The sequence below is a fragment of the Pseudomonas peli genome (assembly GCF_900099645.1).
GTDB classification, from domain to species: Bacteria; Pseudomonadota; Gammaproteobacteria; order Pseudomonadales; family Pseudomonadaceae; genus Aquipseudomonas; species Aquipseudomonas peli.
In genome coordinates this window covers 1,211,328-1,228,495 of the sequence record NZ_FMTL01000001.1, presented here as the reverse complement: position 1 = coordinate 1,228,495, position 17,168 = coordinate 1,211,328, and the positions used below count along the sequence as shown (strand labels likewise).

The window sequence follows — 17,168 nt, the reverse complement described above, 5'->3', positions numbered from 1 at the left end:
CCTGCTTAGGTGGGGCTTTTTTGTGTCTGCGCCATCCAATCTTTCCAGCGAATCCGCTCTTCGCGTACCAGCCAGCCTTCCTGTGGCGCAAAGCTTTCGGCCAGCCACAGACCGCGAGTGCTAGCAGGTGAGAGCTGGCCCTGCTTTAGGGTCAGCAGCTCGGCGGTCGGCCGGCCCTGGTCTAGCGGAATCAGAAACAAGTCGGGGCGTGCGCGGTTGAGGCGGGCGATCAGTTGGCCGTCTTCCAGGTGTTCGTCGACATGCAGCAGACTGAGTTGACGTGTTTCCTTGGGCAAATCCAGGCGCAGGTCGTAGACCAGCTGCAGCGAGGCGGTCGGCAGGTGCACGTAGGCGCGCGGGCGTTCGAGTAGCTTGAGGTTGCCGCATTGCACTGGGCGCGCGGCGCCGGACAGCGGGCTAAGGCTGAAGTGAGCGGTTTCCCGGTAGCGCAGGCTGCTCTGGTAGGGCGTTGGCAGCCAGGTGTCGCCAAAACGCCCGCTTAGCCAGCCTTCCGGCGTCTCCAGCAGGCATTCTTCGGCCACTTCCTGAATCGCGGTGAGCAGCGGCAGGTTGAGCTCATGGGCCGGCACGTAGCCGGAGATCAGCTTGAGCACCACATCGCCGCGATCCGCGCGACGCTGGCGCACCAGTATCCAGTATTCGCGGCCCTGCCAGCTGAGTGTTAGCCGCACCGAAACCCCCAGGTTGGCCAGCTCCACGGCAAAGCGCTGGCTGTCGGCCACCGTCACCGGTTTGCGTTTTTCCAGCATCTGCGCGAAGTTCAGTGGCATGCCCAGGCTCTGGTAAACCAGACCTTCCGGGCTGGCTTCGACAAACAATTGCAGGGTCTTGAAACTGCTGGGGTCTTTGCGGATCAGGGTGCGCGGCATGGCAACTCCTCGCAGGTGTCGGCGTTGGCATGGCCTGAGAGCTTGGCACAGATCGTCGGGCGAGACCCGTCAGGCAATATCCTGAATTACAGCGGCGGCCGTGGCGACGTTGTGCGCCAGGTGCTGCGGGTTGATGGTGCCGATAATCGCGCTGCAGGCACCTGGGTGGCCGAAGATCAGTTCGAAACTGGCGCGCACCGGATCGACACCGGATGCCAGGCAGGCGTGACCGCTTGCCAGGGCCTTCTTGATCAGGATGCCTTTGCCGTGCAGTTCGGCATAGTCGAGTACGGCCTGTTCGCCTTGTTCGTTGAGGTTGTAGGTGACCATTGCGCAATCACCCTGCTCAAGGGCCAGCAGGCCGCCAGCAACGGTTTTGCCAGAGAGACCGAAGCCGCGAATCTTGCCCTCGCGTTTAAGCTCGGCGAGGGTTTCGTACACGCCGCTGTCACGCAGAATCGCCACGTCGTTACCGTCGGAATGCACCAGCACCAGGTCGATAAAGTCGGTTTCCAGGCGCTTGAGGCTGCGCTCCACCGAGAAACGGGTGTGCGCCGTGCTGAAGTCGAAGTGCGATTGGCCGTTGTCGAACTCTTCGCCGACCTTGCTGACAATCACCCACTGTTGGCGCTGGCCGCGTAACAACGGGCCGAGGCGGGTTTCGCTGGTGCCGTAGGCCGGCGCGGTGTCGATCAGGTTGATGCCCAGATCATGGGCCTGGGCCAGCAGTTCGCGGGCTGCGGCGTCATCGGGGATGGTGAAACCGTTGGGGTATTTCACCCCCTGGTCGCGGCCCAACTTGACCGTGCCCAGGCCCAGCGGGGAAACCCGCAGCTCGGTCGCGCCCAATGGGCGATGCAGGTTGTGCAGACTGTGCAGGGGATGCATCAGAACAGTTCCTCCCAGACGGGTGGGGCGACGCTCGGGCGCGGCAGCGCGGGCAGTGGCGCATGTGTGGTCGGCTGAACGCCATCACGGCTCAGCGCCGCTAGCACGCGGTCGGCAAAGTCCGGGGCTAACGCCAGCTTAGTTGGCCAGCCCACTAGCAGTTTGCCTTGCTCGTGTAGGAAGGCATTGTCTGGGCGCGCCAGTCCGGACTGCGCCGGCTCCGCGCGATCCACTCGCAGCGTGGCCCACTGCGCGGCGGACAGATCGACCCAGGGCAGCAGCTCGCTCAGCTCTTTTTTCGCCGCCTGGATTTGCGCCGCTTCGTCGCGGGCTACGCCATCCGCTTCGGCCAGATCGCCGCCCAGGTACCAGACCCATTGGCCGTCGGCTGCCGGGTGGGTGGTGATGGTCACGCGCGGCTTGGGTCCGCCGCCCAGGCAGTGGGCGTACAGCGGTTTGAGTGTCGGGCCTTTGACCAGGGTCATATGCAGCGGGCGCAGTTGCTGTGCGGGTTGGCTGAGGTCGAGGGCGCTGAGCAGCTCGGCATTGCCACGCCCGGCGCTGAGGATGATGCGTTGTGCGCGAATCTCGCGGCCGTCGATGATCAGGCCGGCCAGCGTGCCGTTTTCCCGCAGCGGTTCGATGCGCTCGGCGGCCAACAAACCATCGCCAGCCAGTTCACTGAGACGGCTGATCAGGCTCGGCACATCCAGCACCAATTCGGCCAGACGATAGACCTTGCCCTTGAATTTCGGGTGTTGCAGGGCGGGTGGCAGGTGCTCGCCCTTGACCTGATCGACTCGGCCGCGCACCGCCTTGCTGGCAAAGAAACTGGTGATATTGCCGGCCAGGCTGCCGGGGGACCACAGGTAGTGGGCATCGGAGAGCAGGCGCACGCCGCTCAGGTCCAGCTCGCCAGTGCCCACCAGTGCTTCGCGCCAGCGCCGCGGCATATCGGCGATGGCTTCGGAGGCGCCAGTCAGCGCGCCATGCAGGGCGTATTTGGCGCCGCCATGGATGATGCCCTGGGATTTCACACTCTGGCCGCCACCGAGGCGGGCATTGTCCACCAGCAGGGTGGCGAAACCCTGGCGGCGCAGACGCGCATTCAGCCAAAGGCCGGCAATGCCGCCGCCCACGATCAAAACATCAGTGCTCAATGCCTGGGACATGCAGGTGACTCAACGGGAAAACAGGCGCGCAGTATAACCGGCTCGCGCTAGCGCGCCTCCCTCGGCTCAGTGGCCGACGCTTTGCGAGAACAACTGAATCACCACCACGCCGGCGACAATCAGGCCCATGCCAAGCATGGCCGGCAGGTCCAGTCGCTGCTGGTAGAGAAACACCGCCGCGATGCTCACCAGCACGATACCCAGGCCCGCCCACACCGCATAGGCAACGCCGACCGGGATAGTCTTCACCACCAGGCTGAGCATCCAGAACGAAATGGCGTAGCCGACTACAACCAGCAGCAGGGGTAGAGGTTTGTTGAATCCATCCAGGGCCTTCATCGAGGTGGTGGCGATGACTTCGGCCGTGATGGCAATAGCGAGGTAGAGATAGCCGCCCATGATATGGCCTCCATAGTGATCTGGCCGCCATTCTAGTGATCATGCGGATGGGATAAAGTCATTACCTATCTGAAATGGAGATTGGTTATGCAGTGGAGCCTGGAGCAGATTCGCCTGTTTGTCAGTGTTGCGGATGGTCAGTCGTTCTCCGCTGTGGGGCGGCAAATACAGCGCGCGCAATCGGCGGTGAGTAACGCAATTGCCATGCTGGAAACCGACCTTGGCGTACGCCTGTTCGAGCGCAGCAGTGGCCGCCAGCCACGTCTGACCGATGCCGGCGCGGCTCTGCTGGAAGAGGCGCGCGAGGTGCTGCGCCAGTGTCAGCGTCTGGAAGGGCGGGCACTGGGCCTGGTGCGTGGTGAAGAGGTGCGCCTGCGTCTGGCCCAGGATGAGGCGATGCCCTATCAGCCGGTGCTCGACAGCCTGGAGGCGCTGGCTCAGCAATTCCCGCTGTTGGAGGTGCAGTTGGCCAGCGGTGCCCAGGGCGATGTGGCGCGCAAGCTGCTGGAGCACCGCGCTGATCTCGGTCTGCTGTTTCACCATGAACACATGCCCGATGCGCTGGAGCGCCAGCGCTTGGGTACCATCGAGATGGTGACCGTATGCGGGGCGGGGCATGCCCTGGCGCGGGGTGGGCATGTCGATCGGCGTGAACTGGCGCGCCATCGGCAATTGCTGATGGCACCGCAGGACAGCCAGTACCCAGGCGGCGAGCAACTCAGCCCGTCGGTCTGGCGCACCGACAGTTTCTACGCCATGGCCGAACTGCTGATGCGTAACCTGGGCTGGGCCTGGTTGCCACGCCATGTGGTGCAGTACCCGACGTATCAAGGCCAACTGGTGGAATTAAACAGCGATTGGGTGCCGCCACCGCTGGTGGTCGAGCTGGTCTGTCGGCGTGATGAGGCGCTGGGGCCGGCGGCCTTGTGGCTGGCCGAGTGCTTTGCCCAGCACCTGCAGGCCATCGGCTGATCAGTCCCAACTACTCTGTTAAGCTGCGCGCCATGAATAGAAGCCTCTACACCCTGCTGTTTCATCTCGGTCTGCCGCTGGTGGCCGGGCGTCTGGCCTGGCGCGCCTGGCAGGCGCCGGCTTATGCCAAGCGTATTGGCGAGCGCTTTGCCTTTGGCCTGCCACCGCTCAAACCGGGCGGTATCTGGCTGCATGCCGTGTCGGTGGGCGAGAGTATTGCTGCGGCGCCGTTGGTGCGTGAGCTGCTGGCGCGTTATCCGCAGTTGCCGATCACCATTACCTGCATGACGCCGACGGGTTCGGAGCGCATTCAGGCGATGTTCGGTGGTGCGGAGTACGCGGGTCGGGTGCAGCATTGCTACCTGCCGTATGACCTGCCTTGGGCGGCAGCGCGTTTTCTCGATCAGGTGCAGCCCAAGTTGGCGGTGATTATGGAAACCGAGCTGTGGCCCAACCATATCCACCAGTGCGCCAAGCGCGGCATCCCGGTGGCGCTGGCCAACGGGCGGCTGTCCGAGCGCTCGGCCCGTGGCTATGCGCGCTTTGCCAACCTCACCGCACCGATGCTCGCCGAGCTGGATTTGTTGGCGGTGCAAACGGAGCTGGAGGCCGAACGCTTTCGCAGCCTGGGTGCGCGGCCTGAGTGTGTTGAGGTCACCGGCTCGATCAAGTTTGATCTGACCATTGATCCGGCTCTGCTGACCCGTGTCGCTGCCTTGCGTCAGCAATGGCAGGCCACGCAGCGCCCGGTATGGATCGCCGCGAGCACCCATGCTGGCGAAGACGAGATCGTTCTTGCCGCCCACCGTGAGCTGCTCAAGCAGACCCCTGATGCTCTGCTGATTTTGGTGCCGCGCCATCCCGAGCGTTTCAATGCGGTGTTCGAGTTGTGCCAGCGGCAAGGCTTTAACACGCGGCGCCGCTCCACTGGCGAAGCGCTGCTGGCGAGCGATCAGGTGCTGCTCGGCGACACCATGGGCGAGCTGCTGTTTCTCTATGCCTTGGCCGATATCGCCTTTGTCGGCGGCAGCCTGGTGGCCAATGGCGGGCATAACCTGCTGGAGCCGGCGGCACTGGGCAAGCCGGTGCTGAGCGGCCCGCACCTGTTCAACTTTCTGGAGATTGCCGCGCAGCTGCGCACTGCCGGTGCGTTGAGCGAGGTGGCGGATGCGCACGGTTTGGCGCAGCGGGTTGCACAGCTATGGCGCGAACCAGCGACCGCAGAGGCCATGCGGACGGCTGGGCAGGCCGTAATGCGGGCTAACCAAGGTGCCCTGGCACGGCTGTTGGCGGGTTTGGCGCGGCTGCTGAAGGTCGAGTCGCCATAGCGATTGAGTACTCACTTGGTCCCGTAACGACTTACGCCATAAAAAAGCCCGCTGAATTCAGCGGGCTTTTTGGTTGCGGAGCACTCAGTACTGCGAGTTGCCACGCAGCTGGGCTTCGGCGGCCTTGGCCAGGTCCGGCGGCAGGAAGTCTTCGTCCGGGTTGTAATCGGATTTCAGGTACTGCTCCAGGGCGTTCAGGTCGTCTGGGCTGAGGGTGCCGGCAGCCTGTTTCAGTCGCAGGTTGTTAAGGATGTAGTCATAGCGCGCGTTGTTGTAGTTACGCACCGAGCTGTACAGCTCGCGCTGAGCGTCGAGCACGTCTACGATGTTGCGCGTGCCGACCTGGTAGCCGATTTCAGTGGCTTCCAGGGCGCTCTGGTTGGAGATGATCGACTGCTTGCGCGCCTGCACGGTTTCCACGTCGGTGTTCACCGCGCGGTGCAGGTTGCGGGTGTTCTGCACCACCTGGCGACGCAGGCTTTCACGCAGCTGTTCAGTTTGGTTCAGGCGCTGGTAGGACTCGCGCACTTGGGAACTGGTCAGGCCGCCGCTGTACAGCGGAATGTTCAGTTGCAGGCCAATCGAGCGCTGCTCAACATCGCCGCTAAACCGGTTGACGCTGGCGGCGTTGTTGCTAAAACCGAGGCTGTCGTTATCGCCCTTCTGGTAGCTGGCCACGGCATCCAGGGTCGGTGCATGGCCCGACTTGCGCTGGCGCAGGGTCTCTTCTGCCGCGTCAACGGCGTAGTTACTGGCTTGCAGGTTGAGGTTTTGCGCGGCAGCGGTGTCGACCCAGACTTTTGCGTCATTGGGCGTCGGCGCGAGGATTGGCAGGCTGTGCTCGATGCCTTCCAGTGCGCTGAAATCGCGATTGGTCAGGGTGGTCAGGGCCTGGAAAGCATCTTCCACCTGGCGCAGGGCGATGATGCGGTTGGCGCGGGCGGTGTCGAAACCGGCCTGGGCTTCCAGCACGTCGGTCTTGTCCGACAGGCCGACATCAAAGCGCTCGTTGGCTTGGTCCAGCTGGCGCTTGAAGGCGGCTTCTTCGGCTTTGGTCGACGCCAGGTTGTCCTGCGCACGCAGTACCGCGAAGTAGGCTTCAGCACTCTGCAGAATCAGGTTCTGTTCAGTGGCCGACAGCTCCAGCACCGCTTGTTCGTTGCTGGCTTTGGCCGCTTGCAACTGGAACCAGCGATCTGCACGGAATAGCGGCTGGCTCAGGTTGGCTTGGTAAACGGTGCCGCTACGCGAGCTGGTGGTGCTTGGCGAATCGACCTGGGTGCGGGTGTCGCTCAGGTTGGCCCCAGCAGACAAATTAGGCAGCAGGCCGGCGCGGGCCTGGGGCACCACTTCGCTGCGGGCCTCGTAATCGGCGCGTGCAGCAGCCAGATCGGCGTTGTTGGCGGCGGCTTCCTGGTAGACCGTGACCAGGTCAGTTTTGGTGGACAGCGGGGCTTGTTCAGCCCAGGCCATTGCGTTGGACGCGGCGGCCACGGCGATAGCCAGAGAGAGTCTGCGCAACATTAGGGAAATCCTGAATTTGGCGGTAATCGACAAGGCTAAGGGGCCGTGCCTAGTAGGGTCAAGGGCAGTTATGGCGGCTGTAGTGTAGTTTGCAACAAGCTATGTTGCCTGGGTGCAACAATCCGTCGGTGAATGGGTGCTCGTCACGACCCGACGCGCGGGTCATGAATATTTGACTCCTGGGTTGGTTTTATTGGCAGGGGTTGATTAGACTGGCCGCGTTCTTGTCGGGGTGCCCCAATTGAGGGGCTGAGATTGGCAGCTGCCGGATCCCGTTGAACCTGATCAGGTTAAGGCCTGCGTAGGGAACAAGATGCGCTCGCCATTCCCCTGGCGAGCCTCTGGCACCGCCTTAGGTGCGCCTCAACGCCGCTCATCCGTCCAGGTTCGCTCCGACATATAGCCCTGGAGAGCCGCCGATGAGCACACAAGAAAAAAACCTCAATCCGATCCTGAGTGAATCCGCCCAGGTCGACCAGCAGTCGATCCAACCGTTTCCGCGTTCGCAGAAGGTCTATGTGCAGGGCTCGCGCCCGGACATCTTGGTGCCTATGCGCGAGATCAGTCTGGACGTGACGCCCACTGACTTCGGCGGCGAGATCAATGCACCGGTGATGGTGTATGACACCTCCGGCCCGTACACCGACCCCAAGGTCATCATCGACGTGCGCAAAGGCCTGGGCGATGTGCGTTCGCCGTGGATTGAGGCGCGCGGCGACACCGAACGCCTGCCTGGCCTGAGCTCCAACTTCGGCCAGCAGCGCCTGGCTGATGCCGAGCTAACCAAGCTGCGTTTCGCCCACGTCAACAACCCGCGCCGCGCCAAGGCCGGCGCCAACGTCAGCCAGATGCATTACGCGCGCAAAGGCATCATCACCGCTGAGATGGAATACGTCGCCATCCGCGAGAATATGAAGCTGGAAGTGGCGCGCGAAGCGGGCTTGCTTACTCAGCAGCACCCTGGCCACAGCTTCGGCGCCAGCGTGCCGAAGATCATCACCCCTGAATTCGTGCGTGACGAGATCGCTCGCGGTCGCGCGATCATCCCGGCGAACATCAACCACACCGAATTGGAACCGATGATCATCGGCCGTAACTTCCTGGTGAAGATCAACGGCAACATCGGCAACTCGGCGCTGGGCTCAAGCATTGAAGAAGAAGTGGCCAAGCTGACCTGGGGTATTCGCTGGGGTTCGGACACGGTGATGGACCTGTCCACCGGCAAGCACATTCACGAAACCCGCGAGTGGATCATCCGTAACTCGCCAGTGCCGATCGGCACCGTACCGATCTACCAGGCCCTGGAAAAAGTCGGCGGCGCAGCCGAAGAACTGACCTGGGAATTGTTCCGCGACACGCTGATCGAGCAGGCCGAGCAGGGCGTGGACTACTTCACCATTCACGCCGGCGTGTTGCTGCGTTACGTGCCAATGACCGCCAAACGCGTCACTGGCATCGTTTCGCGCGGTGGTTCGATCATGGCCAAGTGGTGCCTGGCGCACCATAAAGAGAACTTCCTCTACACCCATTTCGAAGACATCTGCGAAATCATGAAGGCCTACGATGTCAGCTTCTCGCTGGGTGATGGCCTGCGTCCGGGCTCGATTGCCGATGCCAACGATGAAGCGCAGTTTGGCGAGCTGGAAACCCTCGGCGAGCTGACCAAGATCGCCTGGAAGCACGACGTACAGACCATGATCGAAGGCCCTGGCCACGTGCCGATGCAACTGATCAAGGAGAACATGGACAAGCAGCTGGAGTGCTGTGATGAGGCGCCGTTCTACACCCTCGGCCCGCTGACCACCGACATCGCGCCGGGTTACGACCACATCACCAGCGGCATCGGTGCGGCGATGATCGGCTGGTTCGGCTGCGCCATGCTTTGCTATGTCACGCCCAAGGAGCACCTGGGCCTGCCGAACAAGGATGACGTGAAGACCGGCATCATCACCTACAAGATTGCCGCCCATGCTGCGGACTTGGCCAAAGGCCATCCGGGCGCGCAGATTCGCGACAACGCACTGTCCAAGGCACGCTTCGAATTCCGCTGGGAAGACCAGTTCAACCTCGGTCTCGACCCCGACACCGCGCGCTCGTACCACGATGAAACACTGCCCAAGGACTCGGCCAAGGTCGCGCATTTCTGTTCGATGTGCGGGCCGAAGTTCTGCTCAATGAAGATCACCCAGGAGGTGCGGGTCTACGCCGAAGAGCAGCGTATCGCCGCGCTGGAACTGGATGAGGCCGAGCTGGGCATGCAGGCCAAGGCCGCTGAGTTCAAATCCCAAGGCAGTGAGCTGTACCACAAGGTCTAAGACCTCGAGTCGGCTTGATCGAACACCACCCACGGCATGCGTGCCCTGGGTGGTTTTTAATTTTCTGAGGTGGCTATTACCGTGAGCACAAACCACACCTATTCCCCACACCAGAGTGTGGCCAGCGACCAGCGCGTGCTGGGTGCGCGGGACATGTTCTCCCTGTGGTTCTCCCTCGGCATTGGCCTGATGGTCTTGCAGCTGGGTGCTTTACTGGCGCCCGGGCTGGGCATGAGTGGCGCACTGTTGGCAATTGCCTGCGGCACGGCCGTGGGTGTGCTGTTGCTCGGGGCGGTGGCGGTGATCGGTAGCGATACTGGTCGTTCGAGTATGGCCGCCCTGAAGCTTAGCCTGGGCAGCAAAGGTGCATTGCTGCCGGCCTTGCTGAATGTGCTGCAATTGATTGGCTGGGGCGCCTTCGAGATCATTGTGATGCGTGACGCAGCGGGTGTGCTGGCCGAGCGTGCGTTCGGTGCTGGCTCCGCGTGGAGTAATCCGCTGATCTGGACACTGTTCTTTGGCGCGCTGGCGACTCTGCTGGCAGTCGCCGGGCCGCTGACCTTCGTGCGCAAAGTGTTACGTAAATGGGGCATCTGGCTGCTGCTGGGTGCCTGCGTGTGGCTCACCTGGAACCTGTTCGACAAGGCGGATCTGGCAAGCCTCTGGGCACGTGCCGGGGATGGTTCGATGCCATTTGCCCTGGGGTTTGACATCGCCATTGCCATGCCGCTGTCGTGGTTGCCGCTGATTGCTGACTATTCGCGCTTCGGCCGCAGCGCTGCGCGGGTGTTTGGCGGCACTGCGCTGGGGTTCTTCCTCGGTAATGTCTGGTTGATGAGCCTGGGCGTGGCTTACACCCTGGCCTTTGCTACTGGGGCTGAGGCCAATGCGCTGCTGTTGGCGCTGGCGGGTGCCGGTCTGGGTATTCCGCTGCTGCTGATTTTGCTGGATGAGTCGGAAAACGCTTTCGCGGACATCCATTCGGCGGCGGTGTCGGCCGGCATTGCCTTGCCGCTTCGGGTTGGGCAGTTGGCCCTGGCGATAGGCGTGCTGTGCACCCTGATCGCCTGGCTGGCACCGCTGGCCGAGTATCAGAATTTCCTGCTGCTGATCGGTTCAGTTTTTGCGCCGCTGTTTGGCGTGGTATTGGTTGACCACTTTATCCTGCGCCGTCGGCGTGCCGAGCTGGCCCCCGTTTGCAACTTGCGCGTGGATACCTTGCTGGCATGGGGCTGTGGTGTAGTGGTCTATCACCTGCTCAGTCATTATTGGCCGCAAATAGGTGCCACCCTGCCAGCGTTCTTGCTGGCCGCGGGGCTACAGTTACTGCTGGGGCAGCTGAGCCGTAAGCGCGCGGCGGCGATCCGTTGAAGCAGTGGGCGGTCGTCATGCTCACGGTATAAAACCAAGCCTGTTAGCCGAACGGTCGTGGTGACAGCTTGTCAGTGCTCAGTGGTCAACGTGTAAGCTGTGGCGAACACGCTGACCGTTCAGGTCAGCCGCTGTGAACCGTTGTACGGAGTGTTGGAGTCCGCAATGAATGCTCAAGAGGATGTGCAAGTGCTGGAGCGTGAGGCCTGCTTTAGCGGCTTCTACAAGCTCGATCGCCTGCGTTTGCGCCATCGCCAGTTTGCCGGTGATATGGGCCCGGAGCTGAGTCGTGAATTGTTCGTGCGCCACGATGCCGTGTGTGTGCTGCCCTATGACCCGCAGCGTGATTGTGTGGTGTTGATTGAGCAATTTCGCGTGGGGGCGCTGGATAAAAGTGCCAACCCCTGGTTGCTGGAGCTGGTCGCCGGATTGATCGATAAGGACGAAGAGCCTGAAGAGGTTGCACGCCGCGAGGCGATTGAGGAGGCCAATTTAACGCTGACCTCGCTTTGGCCGATCACCCAGTATTATCCCTCGCCCGGTGGTTCGGATGAGCGTGTGCATCTGTTTATTGGCCGCTGTGACAGCGAAGGTGCCGGTGGCGTGCACGGGCTTGCGGAAGAAGGTGAAGACATTCGTGTGCACGTCTGGCCGCTGGAAGATGCCCTGGATGCGTTGAAGGATGGTCGCATCGACAACGCCGCCAGCATCATCGGCCTGCAATGGCTGGCGCTGAATCGCGCCGAAGTGCGAGGGCTGTGGTCATGAACTTGCTGCGCGAGCGCTATCGGGTCGACCTAGTCGAGCTGCAGACTGCTTGCGAACTCAACTATGTGCGCCTGCTGCAGTTGTTGCCGGACATGCGCAACGATGCGCGTGGGCGTCAGCACGTTCGCCGTGTGGCCCTCAGCCAAGGCGAGCACCTGCTCGGCGTGTTGGCCCTGGAGGTACTGGAAACCTGCCCGTACACCTCAACCATCGAGGTGCGTCAGGAACACAGCCTGTCCTGGCTGCCGGTGCCGCGACTGGAAGTGCGGGTCTACCACGATGCACGCATGGCCGAGGTGGTAGGTACGCAAAGTGCCCGGCGCTTCCACGGCATTTATCCCTATCCCAATGCAGCCATGCACCAGCCGGATGAGAAGACACAGCTCAACCTGTTTCTCGGTGAGTGGCTGAGCCATTGCCTGGCCTGCGGTCACGAGCTGGCACCCGTGCGTTAGGTTTTTCCACGCTCAGCCGATAATCAGTCGCAGGCGCATTATTCCGATACGCGCTAGCCTAAGGGTGGGTGTTGGATTTACAGCGGACGTTCTGTGATCTATTCCCCTTTCGCGGGTTTACCGCCCGCAGGGCTAGCCAGCATAATTCATGCATTCCGCTCAAGGAGAAGGTCTTGCCGGGCGCGCCGATTCAAACCACTGCTGTTGATCGCTCGGTACTGCTAGTGCAGCTCTCCGATAGCCACCTGTTTGCCGACGGGGCAGGCAAGCTATTGGGCATGGATACCCAGGACAGCTTGCAGCGGGTGATCGAGCGTGTGCTGCAGGAACAGCCGCAGATTGACCTGGTCCTGGCCAGTGGCGACCTCTCGCAGGACGGCAGCGCTGAGTCCTACCAGCGTTTTCGCGAGATGACCGCCGCCATCACTGCACCGGCGCGCTGGTTCCCCGGTAACCATGATGAAGTGCCCGCTATGCAGGCCGCTTGCGTCGGCAGTGATCTGCTGGAACCGGTGATCGACCTGGGCAACTGGCGCGTGACCCTGCTCGACTCCTCGATCCCAGGTGCCGTACCTGGTTACCTCAGTGATCAGCAGTTGGCTTTGCTGGAACGCGCACTCAGCGAAGCGCCGGATCGTCATCACCTGATCTGCCTGCACCACCACCCGGTGTCCATCGGCTGTAAATGGATGGAGCCCATCGGTTTGCGCAACCCGGATGCCCTGTTTGCCGTGCTGGAGCGTTTCAGCCAGGTGCGAGCGGTGCTCTGGGGGCATATCCATCAGGAGCTCGATCAGCAGCGCGGCACGATCCGTTTGCTGGCATCACCCTCGACCTGCGTACAGTTCGCCCCGGGTAGCGAGGAGTTTCAGGTGGATAAAACCGCGCCGGGCTACCGCTGGCTGCGCCTGTTCGATGATGGCCGCCTGGAAACCGGTGTGTCGCGGGTTACCGGGATCAAGTTCGAAATCGATTACACCATCAAGGGCTATTGAGCCGCTCGGCTAACCGGTTGCAGCCGGTCGCCGCAACCGGTTAGCCTCCCGCCCCATGACCACATCCATTCTCTATATTCACGGGCTTAACAGCTCGCCGGCATCGCTCAAGGCCAGCCAGTTGCAGCGCGCCATGGCGCAGCTGGGCCTGGCCGCGCAGCTGCGTGTGCCAGCCCTGCATCACCATCCGCGGCAGGCGATTGCCCAGCTCGAAGCACTGATTACCGAGCTTGGTCGGCCCGTGCTGGTTGGCAGCTCGCTGGGCGGCTACTATGCGACCCACTTGGCCGAACGCCATGGGTTGCCGGCGTTGTTGATCAATCCAGCCGTGCGCCCGCACCTGCGTTTCGACGGCTACCTGGGCCCGCAGAAGAACTATTACAGCGACGAGACCTGGGAGCTGACGGCCGATCACGTATCGGCCTTGGCCGAACTAGATATAGCAATGCTGCAAGACCCGGCGCGCTATCAGGTGTGGTTGCAGACCGCCGACGAAACCCTCGATTACCGCGATGCCCAGCGCTATTACCGGGCCTGCGCGCTGCGTATCCAGGCCGGTGGCGATCATGGTTTTCAGGGTTTTGCCGAGCGTCTGCCGATGCTTTTCGCTTTCGCCGGTATTCCTCGCCATCTGTGGCAGGATATCGACTTTTCCGCTCTCAATTGACGAATAAGAGACCCCATGGCCCAGCAAGGTTCTAGCTCTTACAACGCCGATGCCATCGAAGTCCTTTCCGGCCTCGACCCGGTGCGCAAACGCCCGGGTATGTACACCGACACCAGCCGGCCCAACCACTTGGCCCAGGAAGTCATCGACAACAGCGTCGACGAAGCACTGGCCGGGCATGCCAAATCGATTCAGGTGATCCTGCATGAGGACAACTCCCTGGAAGTGCTCGACGACGGTCGCGGCATGCCAGTGGACATTCACCCGGAAGAGGGCGTGCCAGGGGTCGAGCTGATCCTGACCAAACTGCATGCCGGCGGTAAGTTCAGCAACAAGAACTACCAGTTCTCCGGCGGCCTGCACGGCGTGGGCATTTCGGTGGTCAACGCGCTATCGACCAGCGTGGTGGTTAAGGTCAAACGCGACGGCAACGAGTACCAGATGAGTTTTGCCGACGGCTATAAAGCCAGCGACTTGGCCGTGGTCGGCACTGTGGGCAAGCGCAACACTGGCACCAGCGTGCATTTCTGGCCAGATGCCAAGTATTTCGACTCCTTCAAGTTCTCGGTCAGCCGCCTCAAGCACGTACTGAAAGCCAAGGCTGTGCTGTGCCCAGGGCTCGCGGTCAGCTTCGAGGACAAAGCCAGCGGTGAGAAAGTCGAGTGGATGTACGAAGACGGCCTGCGTTCCTACCTGGTGGATGCGGTCAGCGAATTTGAACGGCTACCCAATGAGCCCTTCTGCGGCAGCCTGGCGGGTAATAAAGAGGCGGTAGATTGGGCGCTGCTGTGGCTGCCGGAAGGCGGCGACGCGGTGCAGGAAAGCTACGTCAACCTGATCCCCACCGCTCAGGGCGGCACCCACGTCAACGGCCTGCGCCAGGGCCTGCTGGATGCCATGCGCGAGTTCTGCGAGTTCCGCAGCCTGCTGCCGCGGGGGGTCAAGTTGGCCCCGGAAGATATCTGGGAGCGTATCGCCTTCGTTCTCTCGATGAAAATGCAGGACGCGCAGTTCTCTGGGCAGACCAAGGAGCGCCTGTCGTCCCGTGAGGCGGCGGCCTTCGTTTCCGGTGTGGTGAAAGATGCCTTTAGCCTGTGGCTTAACGGTCATCCGGAGTTGGGCCAGCAGCTCGCTGAACTGGCGATCAGCAATGCCAACCGCCGCCTCAAAGCCGGCAAGAAGGTCGAGCGCAAGCGCATCACCCAGGGGCCGGCGTTGCCGGGCAAGCTGGCTGATTGCGCCGGCCAGGACCCGATGCGCTCCGAGCTGTTTCTAGTGGAAGGTGACTCCGCTGGCGGTTCGGCCAAGCAGGCGCGGGATAAAGAGTTTCAGGCGATCCTGCCGCTGCGCGGGAAGATTCTGAATACCTGGGAGGTCGATGTCGGCGAAGTGCTGGCCAGCCAGGAAGTGCACAACATCGCCGTGGCCATCGGCGTCGACCCGGGCTCGGCGGACCTCGGCGAACTGCGCTACGGCAAGGTCTGCATCCTCGCCGACGCCGACTCCGACGGCTTGCACATCGCCACCCTGATCTGCGCGCTGTTCGTCCGCCACTTCCGTCCGCTGGTGGATGCCGGTCACGTCTACGTGGCCATGCCGCCGCTGTACCGCATCGACCTGGGCAAGGAAATCTTCTACGCCCTCGACGAAGGCGAGCGCGACGGCATCCTCGACCGCCTGGTGGCCGAGAAGCGCCGCGGCAAGCCGCAGGTCACTCGCTTTAAAGGCCTGGGTGAAATGAACCCGCCGCAGCTGCGCGAAACCACCATGGACCCCAATACCCGGCGTCTGGTACAGCTGACTCTGGACGATTACCCCGGCACCCAGGAAATGATGGACATGCTGCTGGCGAAGAAGCGCGCCGGCGACCGTAAATCCTGGCTGGAGTCCAAGGGCAACCTGGCCGAGGTGTTGCTCTGATGCAGCGGCTGCTGGCCGCCTGCTTGCTGGCCTGTTCACCGTTACTGGCGAGCGCGGCGGCACTGGAAGAGCTGAAACTGCTCAATGAGCAACCGGTTAGCGGCGTCAGTGGCGGCAACCTGTCCGGATTGGCCTGGTGCGATAACGCGCTGTGGGCGGTTTCCGACCGTGACGACCAACAGCTTTATCGCCTGCAGTCGGACGAGTCGCACTGGCAGGCTACGGCCGAGGCCTTTGTCGCACCGCCGGCGCCAGATGTGCGTTTGCCCTGGGGTTTGCGCATCCGTGGCTGGGTCGCCGGCCTGGTACGCGGTGGTGAGCTGGATTTCGAAGGGCTGAGCTGTGACGCCGCCGGTAACCGTTACCTGGTCAGTGAGGCCAAGGCGGCTGTGCTGCAGTTGCCTGTGGTCGGCGAACCCAACTGGTTGAAGCTGCCTCAGGGCCTGCTGCGCCAGGCGCGCGCCAGTGGCATGGCGCTGCATTACAACTCGCTGTTTGAAGGCATTGCCGTTGACCCGGCTGGTGAGCGCCTGTACCTGGCGGCCGAACGTATGCGTCGCGGTTTGTTGGTGGCGCACAAACAGCGCGCGATCTGGCGTTGCACCGTCGGCTGCGTGCTGTTCAGCGAGGCGGGCACGGAAACGGGTCCCGAGCAGCTGGGCGGCAAGCCGCAGCCTCGGGATTTCTCCGGCCTGGCCTTCCATAACGAAAAGCTCTTCACCCTTGAGCGTCAGGCGCACCGTATCTGTAGGCGCGACCTGAACAATGGCCAGGTCGAGAAGTGCTGGTCGTTTGCCGCCGAGGCCCTGACTCCAGAGCGACTCTATGCGCCGTCCTATGGCCTGGCGGAAGCGCTGTGGGTGGATCAGGACGGTGCCTGGATCGGCGTCGATAACGGCAGCTTCAGCCGCGCCGACGGTGAGTCGCGGCCGATTATCTGGCGTTTTGCCGCACCAAAAGGCGGCTGGGGCAGCAAGCCGTGAGCGAGCAGCCTGCGGGTAAGCGTGCCGGACGGGTGATGCTGGTGCTGGCCTGGGGCGCAGCGCTGTTGCTGGCGACCAAGTTTTTTGGTGACTGGGAAGATGCTCAGCGCAATCCCAATCGCGCGCCTGAGTCGCTGCATGGCAGCGGCTATGTCGAAGTGCACCTGGCCAGCAGCCGTCAGGGGCACTATATGGCCGGGGGCAAGATCAATGACGAGGAGGTGACCTTCCTGCTCGATACCGGTGCCACCCAAGTGGCGGTGCCGATCGAAGTGGCGCAGCGCTTGGGCTTACAGGCCGGTGCGGCGATCACCATCAGCACCGCCAATGGCCGCGCTACGGCCCATCGCACGCGGCTTGAGCGCTTGCAGCTGGGCGATATCGTATTGACCGATGTAGAGGCTTTGATTGCCCCCGGCATGGGCGGCGATGACGTATTGCTGGGCATGAGTGCCCTGAAACAACTCGAATTTACCCAGCGCGGCGGCACGTTGATGCTGCGCCAATCCACCTTGCAATGA

General features: G+C 62.4%; 16 protein-coding genes and 1 riboswitch. Of the genes, 11 read left to right on the top strand and 5 right to left on the bottom strand.

Annotated elements, in window-relative coordinates; translation table 11 throughout:
- Window positions 1-5 precede the first annotated feature (5 nt).
- The 4 genes from BLO50_RS05960 to BLO50_RS05945 form a co-directional block, all read right to left on the bottom strand.
- A complete protein-coding gene (locus tag BLO50_RS05960; protein WP_090249773.1) occupies window positions 6-890 on the bottom strand; it encodes a metal ABC transporter ATPase in 885 nt (294 codons plus the stop codon).
- Window positions 891-959: 69 nt separating this feature from the next.
- The gene (locus BLO50_RS05955; RefSeq protein WP_090249770.1) at window positions 960-1,778 is read right to left on the bottom strand and encodes an aldo/keto reductase; all 819 of its coding nucleotides are present in this window, start codon (window positions 1,776-1,778) and stop codon (window positions 960-962) included.
- The gene (locus BLO50_RS05950; RefSeq protein ID WP_090249766.1) at window positions 1,778-2,950 is read right to left on the bottom strand and encodes an FAD-dependent oxidoreductase; all 1,173 of its coding nucleotides are present in this window, start codon (window positions 2,948-2,950) and stop codon (window positions 1,778-1,780) included. Before BLO50_RS05950 ends, BLO50_RS05955 begins: the two co-directional genes overlap by 1 nt.
- A 66-nt stretch (window positions 2,951-3,016) precedes the next feature.
- Window positions 3,017-3,349, bottom strand: a complete 333-nt coding sequence (locus BLO50_RS05945) for a DMT family transporter (RefSeq protein WP_090249763.1) — start codon at window positions 3,347-3,349, stop codon at window positions 3,017-3,019.
- A gap of 87 nt (window positions 3,350-3,436) precedes the next feature.
- Between BLO50_RS05945 and BLO50_RS05940 the strand changes: the two genes are divergently transcribed.
- Both BLO50_RS05940 and waaA read left to right on the top strand, forming a co-directional pair.
- Window positions 3,437-4,321, top strand: coding sequence for a LysR family transcriptional regulator (locus tag BLO50_RS05940; RefSeq protein ID WP_090249761.1), 885 nt, complete (start codon window positions 3,437-3,439; stop codon window positions 4,319-4,321).
- 32 nt (window positions 4,322-4,353) lie between these two features.
- A complete protein-coding gene (waaA, locus tag BLO50_RS05935) occupies window positions 4,354-5,649 on the top strand; it encodes a lipid IV(A) 3-deoxy-D-manno-octulosonic acid transferase (RefSeq protein WP_090249758.1) in 1,296 nt (431 codons plus the stop codon).
- A gap of 84 nt (window positions 5,650-5,733) precedes the next feature.
- Here the strand turns inward: waaA and BLO50_RS05930 are convergent, their stop codons facing one another.
- Window positions 5,734-7,173 (bottom strand): TolC family outer membrane protein, encoded by a 1,440-nt coding sequence (locus tag BLO50_RS05930; RefSeq protein WP_090249755.1) that lies wholly within the window; start codon window positions 7,171-7,173, stop codon window positions 5,734-5,736.
- Window positions 7,174-7,391: 218 nt separating this feature from the next.
- Window positions 7,392-7,498, top strand: a riboswitch (TPP riboswitch).
- Between the two features lie 94 nt (window positions 7,499-7,592).
- On the opposite strand from BLO50_RS05930, the gene thiC reads away from it, so the two are divergent.
- The 9 genes from thiC to BLO50_RS05885 all read left to right on the top strand — a co-directional run bounded on the left by thiC (window position 7,593) and on the right by BLO50_RS05885 (window position 17,168).
- Window positions 7,593-9,488 (top strand): phosphomethylpyrimidine synthase ThiC, encoded by a 1,896-nt coding sequence (gene thiC, locus BLO50_RS05925; protein WP_090249753.1) that lies wholly within the window; start codon window positions 7,593-7,595, stop codon window positions 9,486-9,488.
- 81 nt (window positions 9,489-9,569) lie between these two features.
- Window positions 9,570-10,859 (top strand): putative hydroxymethylpyrimidine transporter CytX, encoded by a 1,290-nt coding sequence (gene cytX, locus BLO50_RS05920; RefSeq protein ID WP_420875445.1) that lies wholly within the window; start codon window positions 9,570-9,572, stop codon window positions 10,857-10,859.
- A 165-nt stretch (window positions 10,860-11,024) separates the two neighbouring features.
- Window positions 11,025-11,627, top strand: a complete 603-nt coding sequence (locus tag BLO50_RS05915) for an NUDIX domain-containing protein (RefSeq protein ID WP_090249750.1) — start codon at window positions 11,025-11,027, stop codon at window positions 11,625-11,627.
- Complete coding sequence (locus BLO50_RS05910) at window positions 11,618-12,082, top strand: DUF1249 domain-containing protein (RefSeq protein ID WP_090249747.1); 465 nt, start codon at window positions 11,618-11,620, stop codon at window positions 12,080-12,082. The genes BLO50_RS05915 and BLO50_RS05910 overlap by 10 nt, the downstream gene beginning before the upstream one ends.
- Window positions 12,083-12,255: 173 nt before the next feature.
- A complete protein-coding gene (gene cpdA / locus BLO50_RS05905) occupies window positions 12,256-13,077 on the top strand; it encodes a 3',5'-cyclic-AMP phosphodiesterase (protein WP_090249744.1) in 822 nt (273 codons plus the stop codon).
- Window positions 13,078-13,132: 55 nt separating this feature from the next.
- The gene (locus BLO50_RS05900; RefSeq protein ID WP_090249742.1) at window positions 13,133-13,744 is read left to right on the top strand and encodes a YqiA/YcfP family alpha/beta fold hydrolase; all 612 of its coding nucleotides are present in this window, start codon (window positions 13,133-13,135) and stop codon (window positions 13,742-13,744) included.
- Between the two features lie 15 nt (window positions 13,745-13,759).
- Window positions 13,760-15,664, top strand: a complete 1,905-nt coding sequence (gene parE / locus BLO50_RS05895; RefSeq protein WP_090249739.1) for a DNA topoisomerase IV subunit B — start codon at window positions 13,760-13,762, stop codon at window positions 15,662-15,664.
- The gene (locus tag BLO50_RS05890; RefSeq protein WP_090249737.1) at window positions 15,664-16,647 is read left to right on the top strand and encodes an esterase-like activity of phytase family protein; all 984 of its coding nucleotides are present in this window, start codon (window positions 15,664-15,666) and stop codon (window positions 16,645-16,647) included. Before parE ends, BLO50_RS05890 begins: the two co-directional genes overlap by 1 nt.
- On the top strand, window positions 16,644-17,168 hold the full coding sequence (locus BLO50_RS05885) for a retropepsin-like aspartic protease family protein (protein WP_090249734.1): 525 nt from the start codon (window positions 16,644-16,646) through the stop codon (window positions 17,166-17,168). Before BLO50_RS05890 ends, BLO50_RS05885 begins: the two co-directional genes overlap by 4 nt.

Coding starts and splice junctions, on each gene's coding strand:
- BLO50_RS05945 (WP_090249763.1), bottom strand. CDS start 3,349: ATGGGCGGCTATCTCTACCTCGCTATTGCCATCACGGCCGAAGTCATC.
- BLO50_RS05955 (WP_090249770.1), bottom strand. CDS start 1,778: ATGCATCCCCTGCACAGTCTGCACAACCTGCATCGCCCATTGGGCGCG.
- waaA (WP_090249758.1), top strand. CDS start 4,354: ATGAATAGAAGCCTCTACACCCTGCTGTTTCATCTCGGTCTGCCGCTG.
- BLO50_RS05940 (WP_090249761.1), top strand. CDS start 3,437: ATGCAGTGGAGCCTGGAGCAGATTCGCCTGTTTGTCAGTGTTGCGGAT.
- BLO50_RS05915 (WP_090249750.1), top strand. CDS start 11,025: ATGAATGCTCAAGAGGATGTGCAAGTGCTGGAGCGTGAGGCCTGCTTT.
- BLO50_RS05930 (WP_090249755.1), bottom strand. CDS start 7,173: ATGTTGCGCAGACTCTCTCTGGCTATCGCCGTGGCCGCCGCGTCCAAC.
- thiC (WP_090249753.1), top strand. CDS start 7,593: ATGAGCACACAAGAAAAAAACCTCAATCCGATCCTGAGTGAATCCGCC.
- BLO50_RS05890 (WP_090249737.1), top strand. CDS start 15,664: ATGCAGCGGCTGCTGGCCGCCTGCTTGCTGGCCTGTTCACCGTTACTG.
- parE (WP_090249739.1), top strand. CDS start 13,760: ATGGCCCAGCAAGGTTCTAGCTCTTACAACGCCGATGCCATCGAAGTC.
- BLO50_RS05960 (WP_090249773.1), bottom strand. CDS start 890: ATGCCGCGCACCCTGATCCGCAAAGACCCCAGCAGTTTCAAGACCCTG.
- BLO50_RS05950 (WP_090249766.1), bottom strand. CDS start 2,950: ATGTCCCAGGCATTGAGCACTGATGTTTTGATCGTGGGCGGCGGCATT.
- BLO50_RS05900 (WP_090249742.1), top strand. CDS start 13,133: ATGACCACATCCATTCTCTATATTCACGGGCTTAACAGCTCGCCGGCA.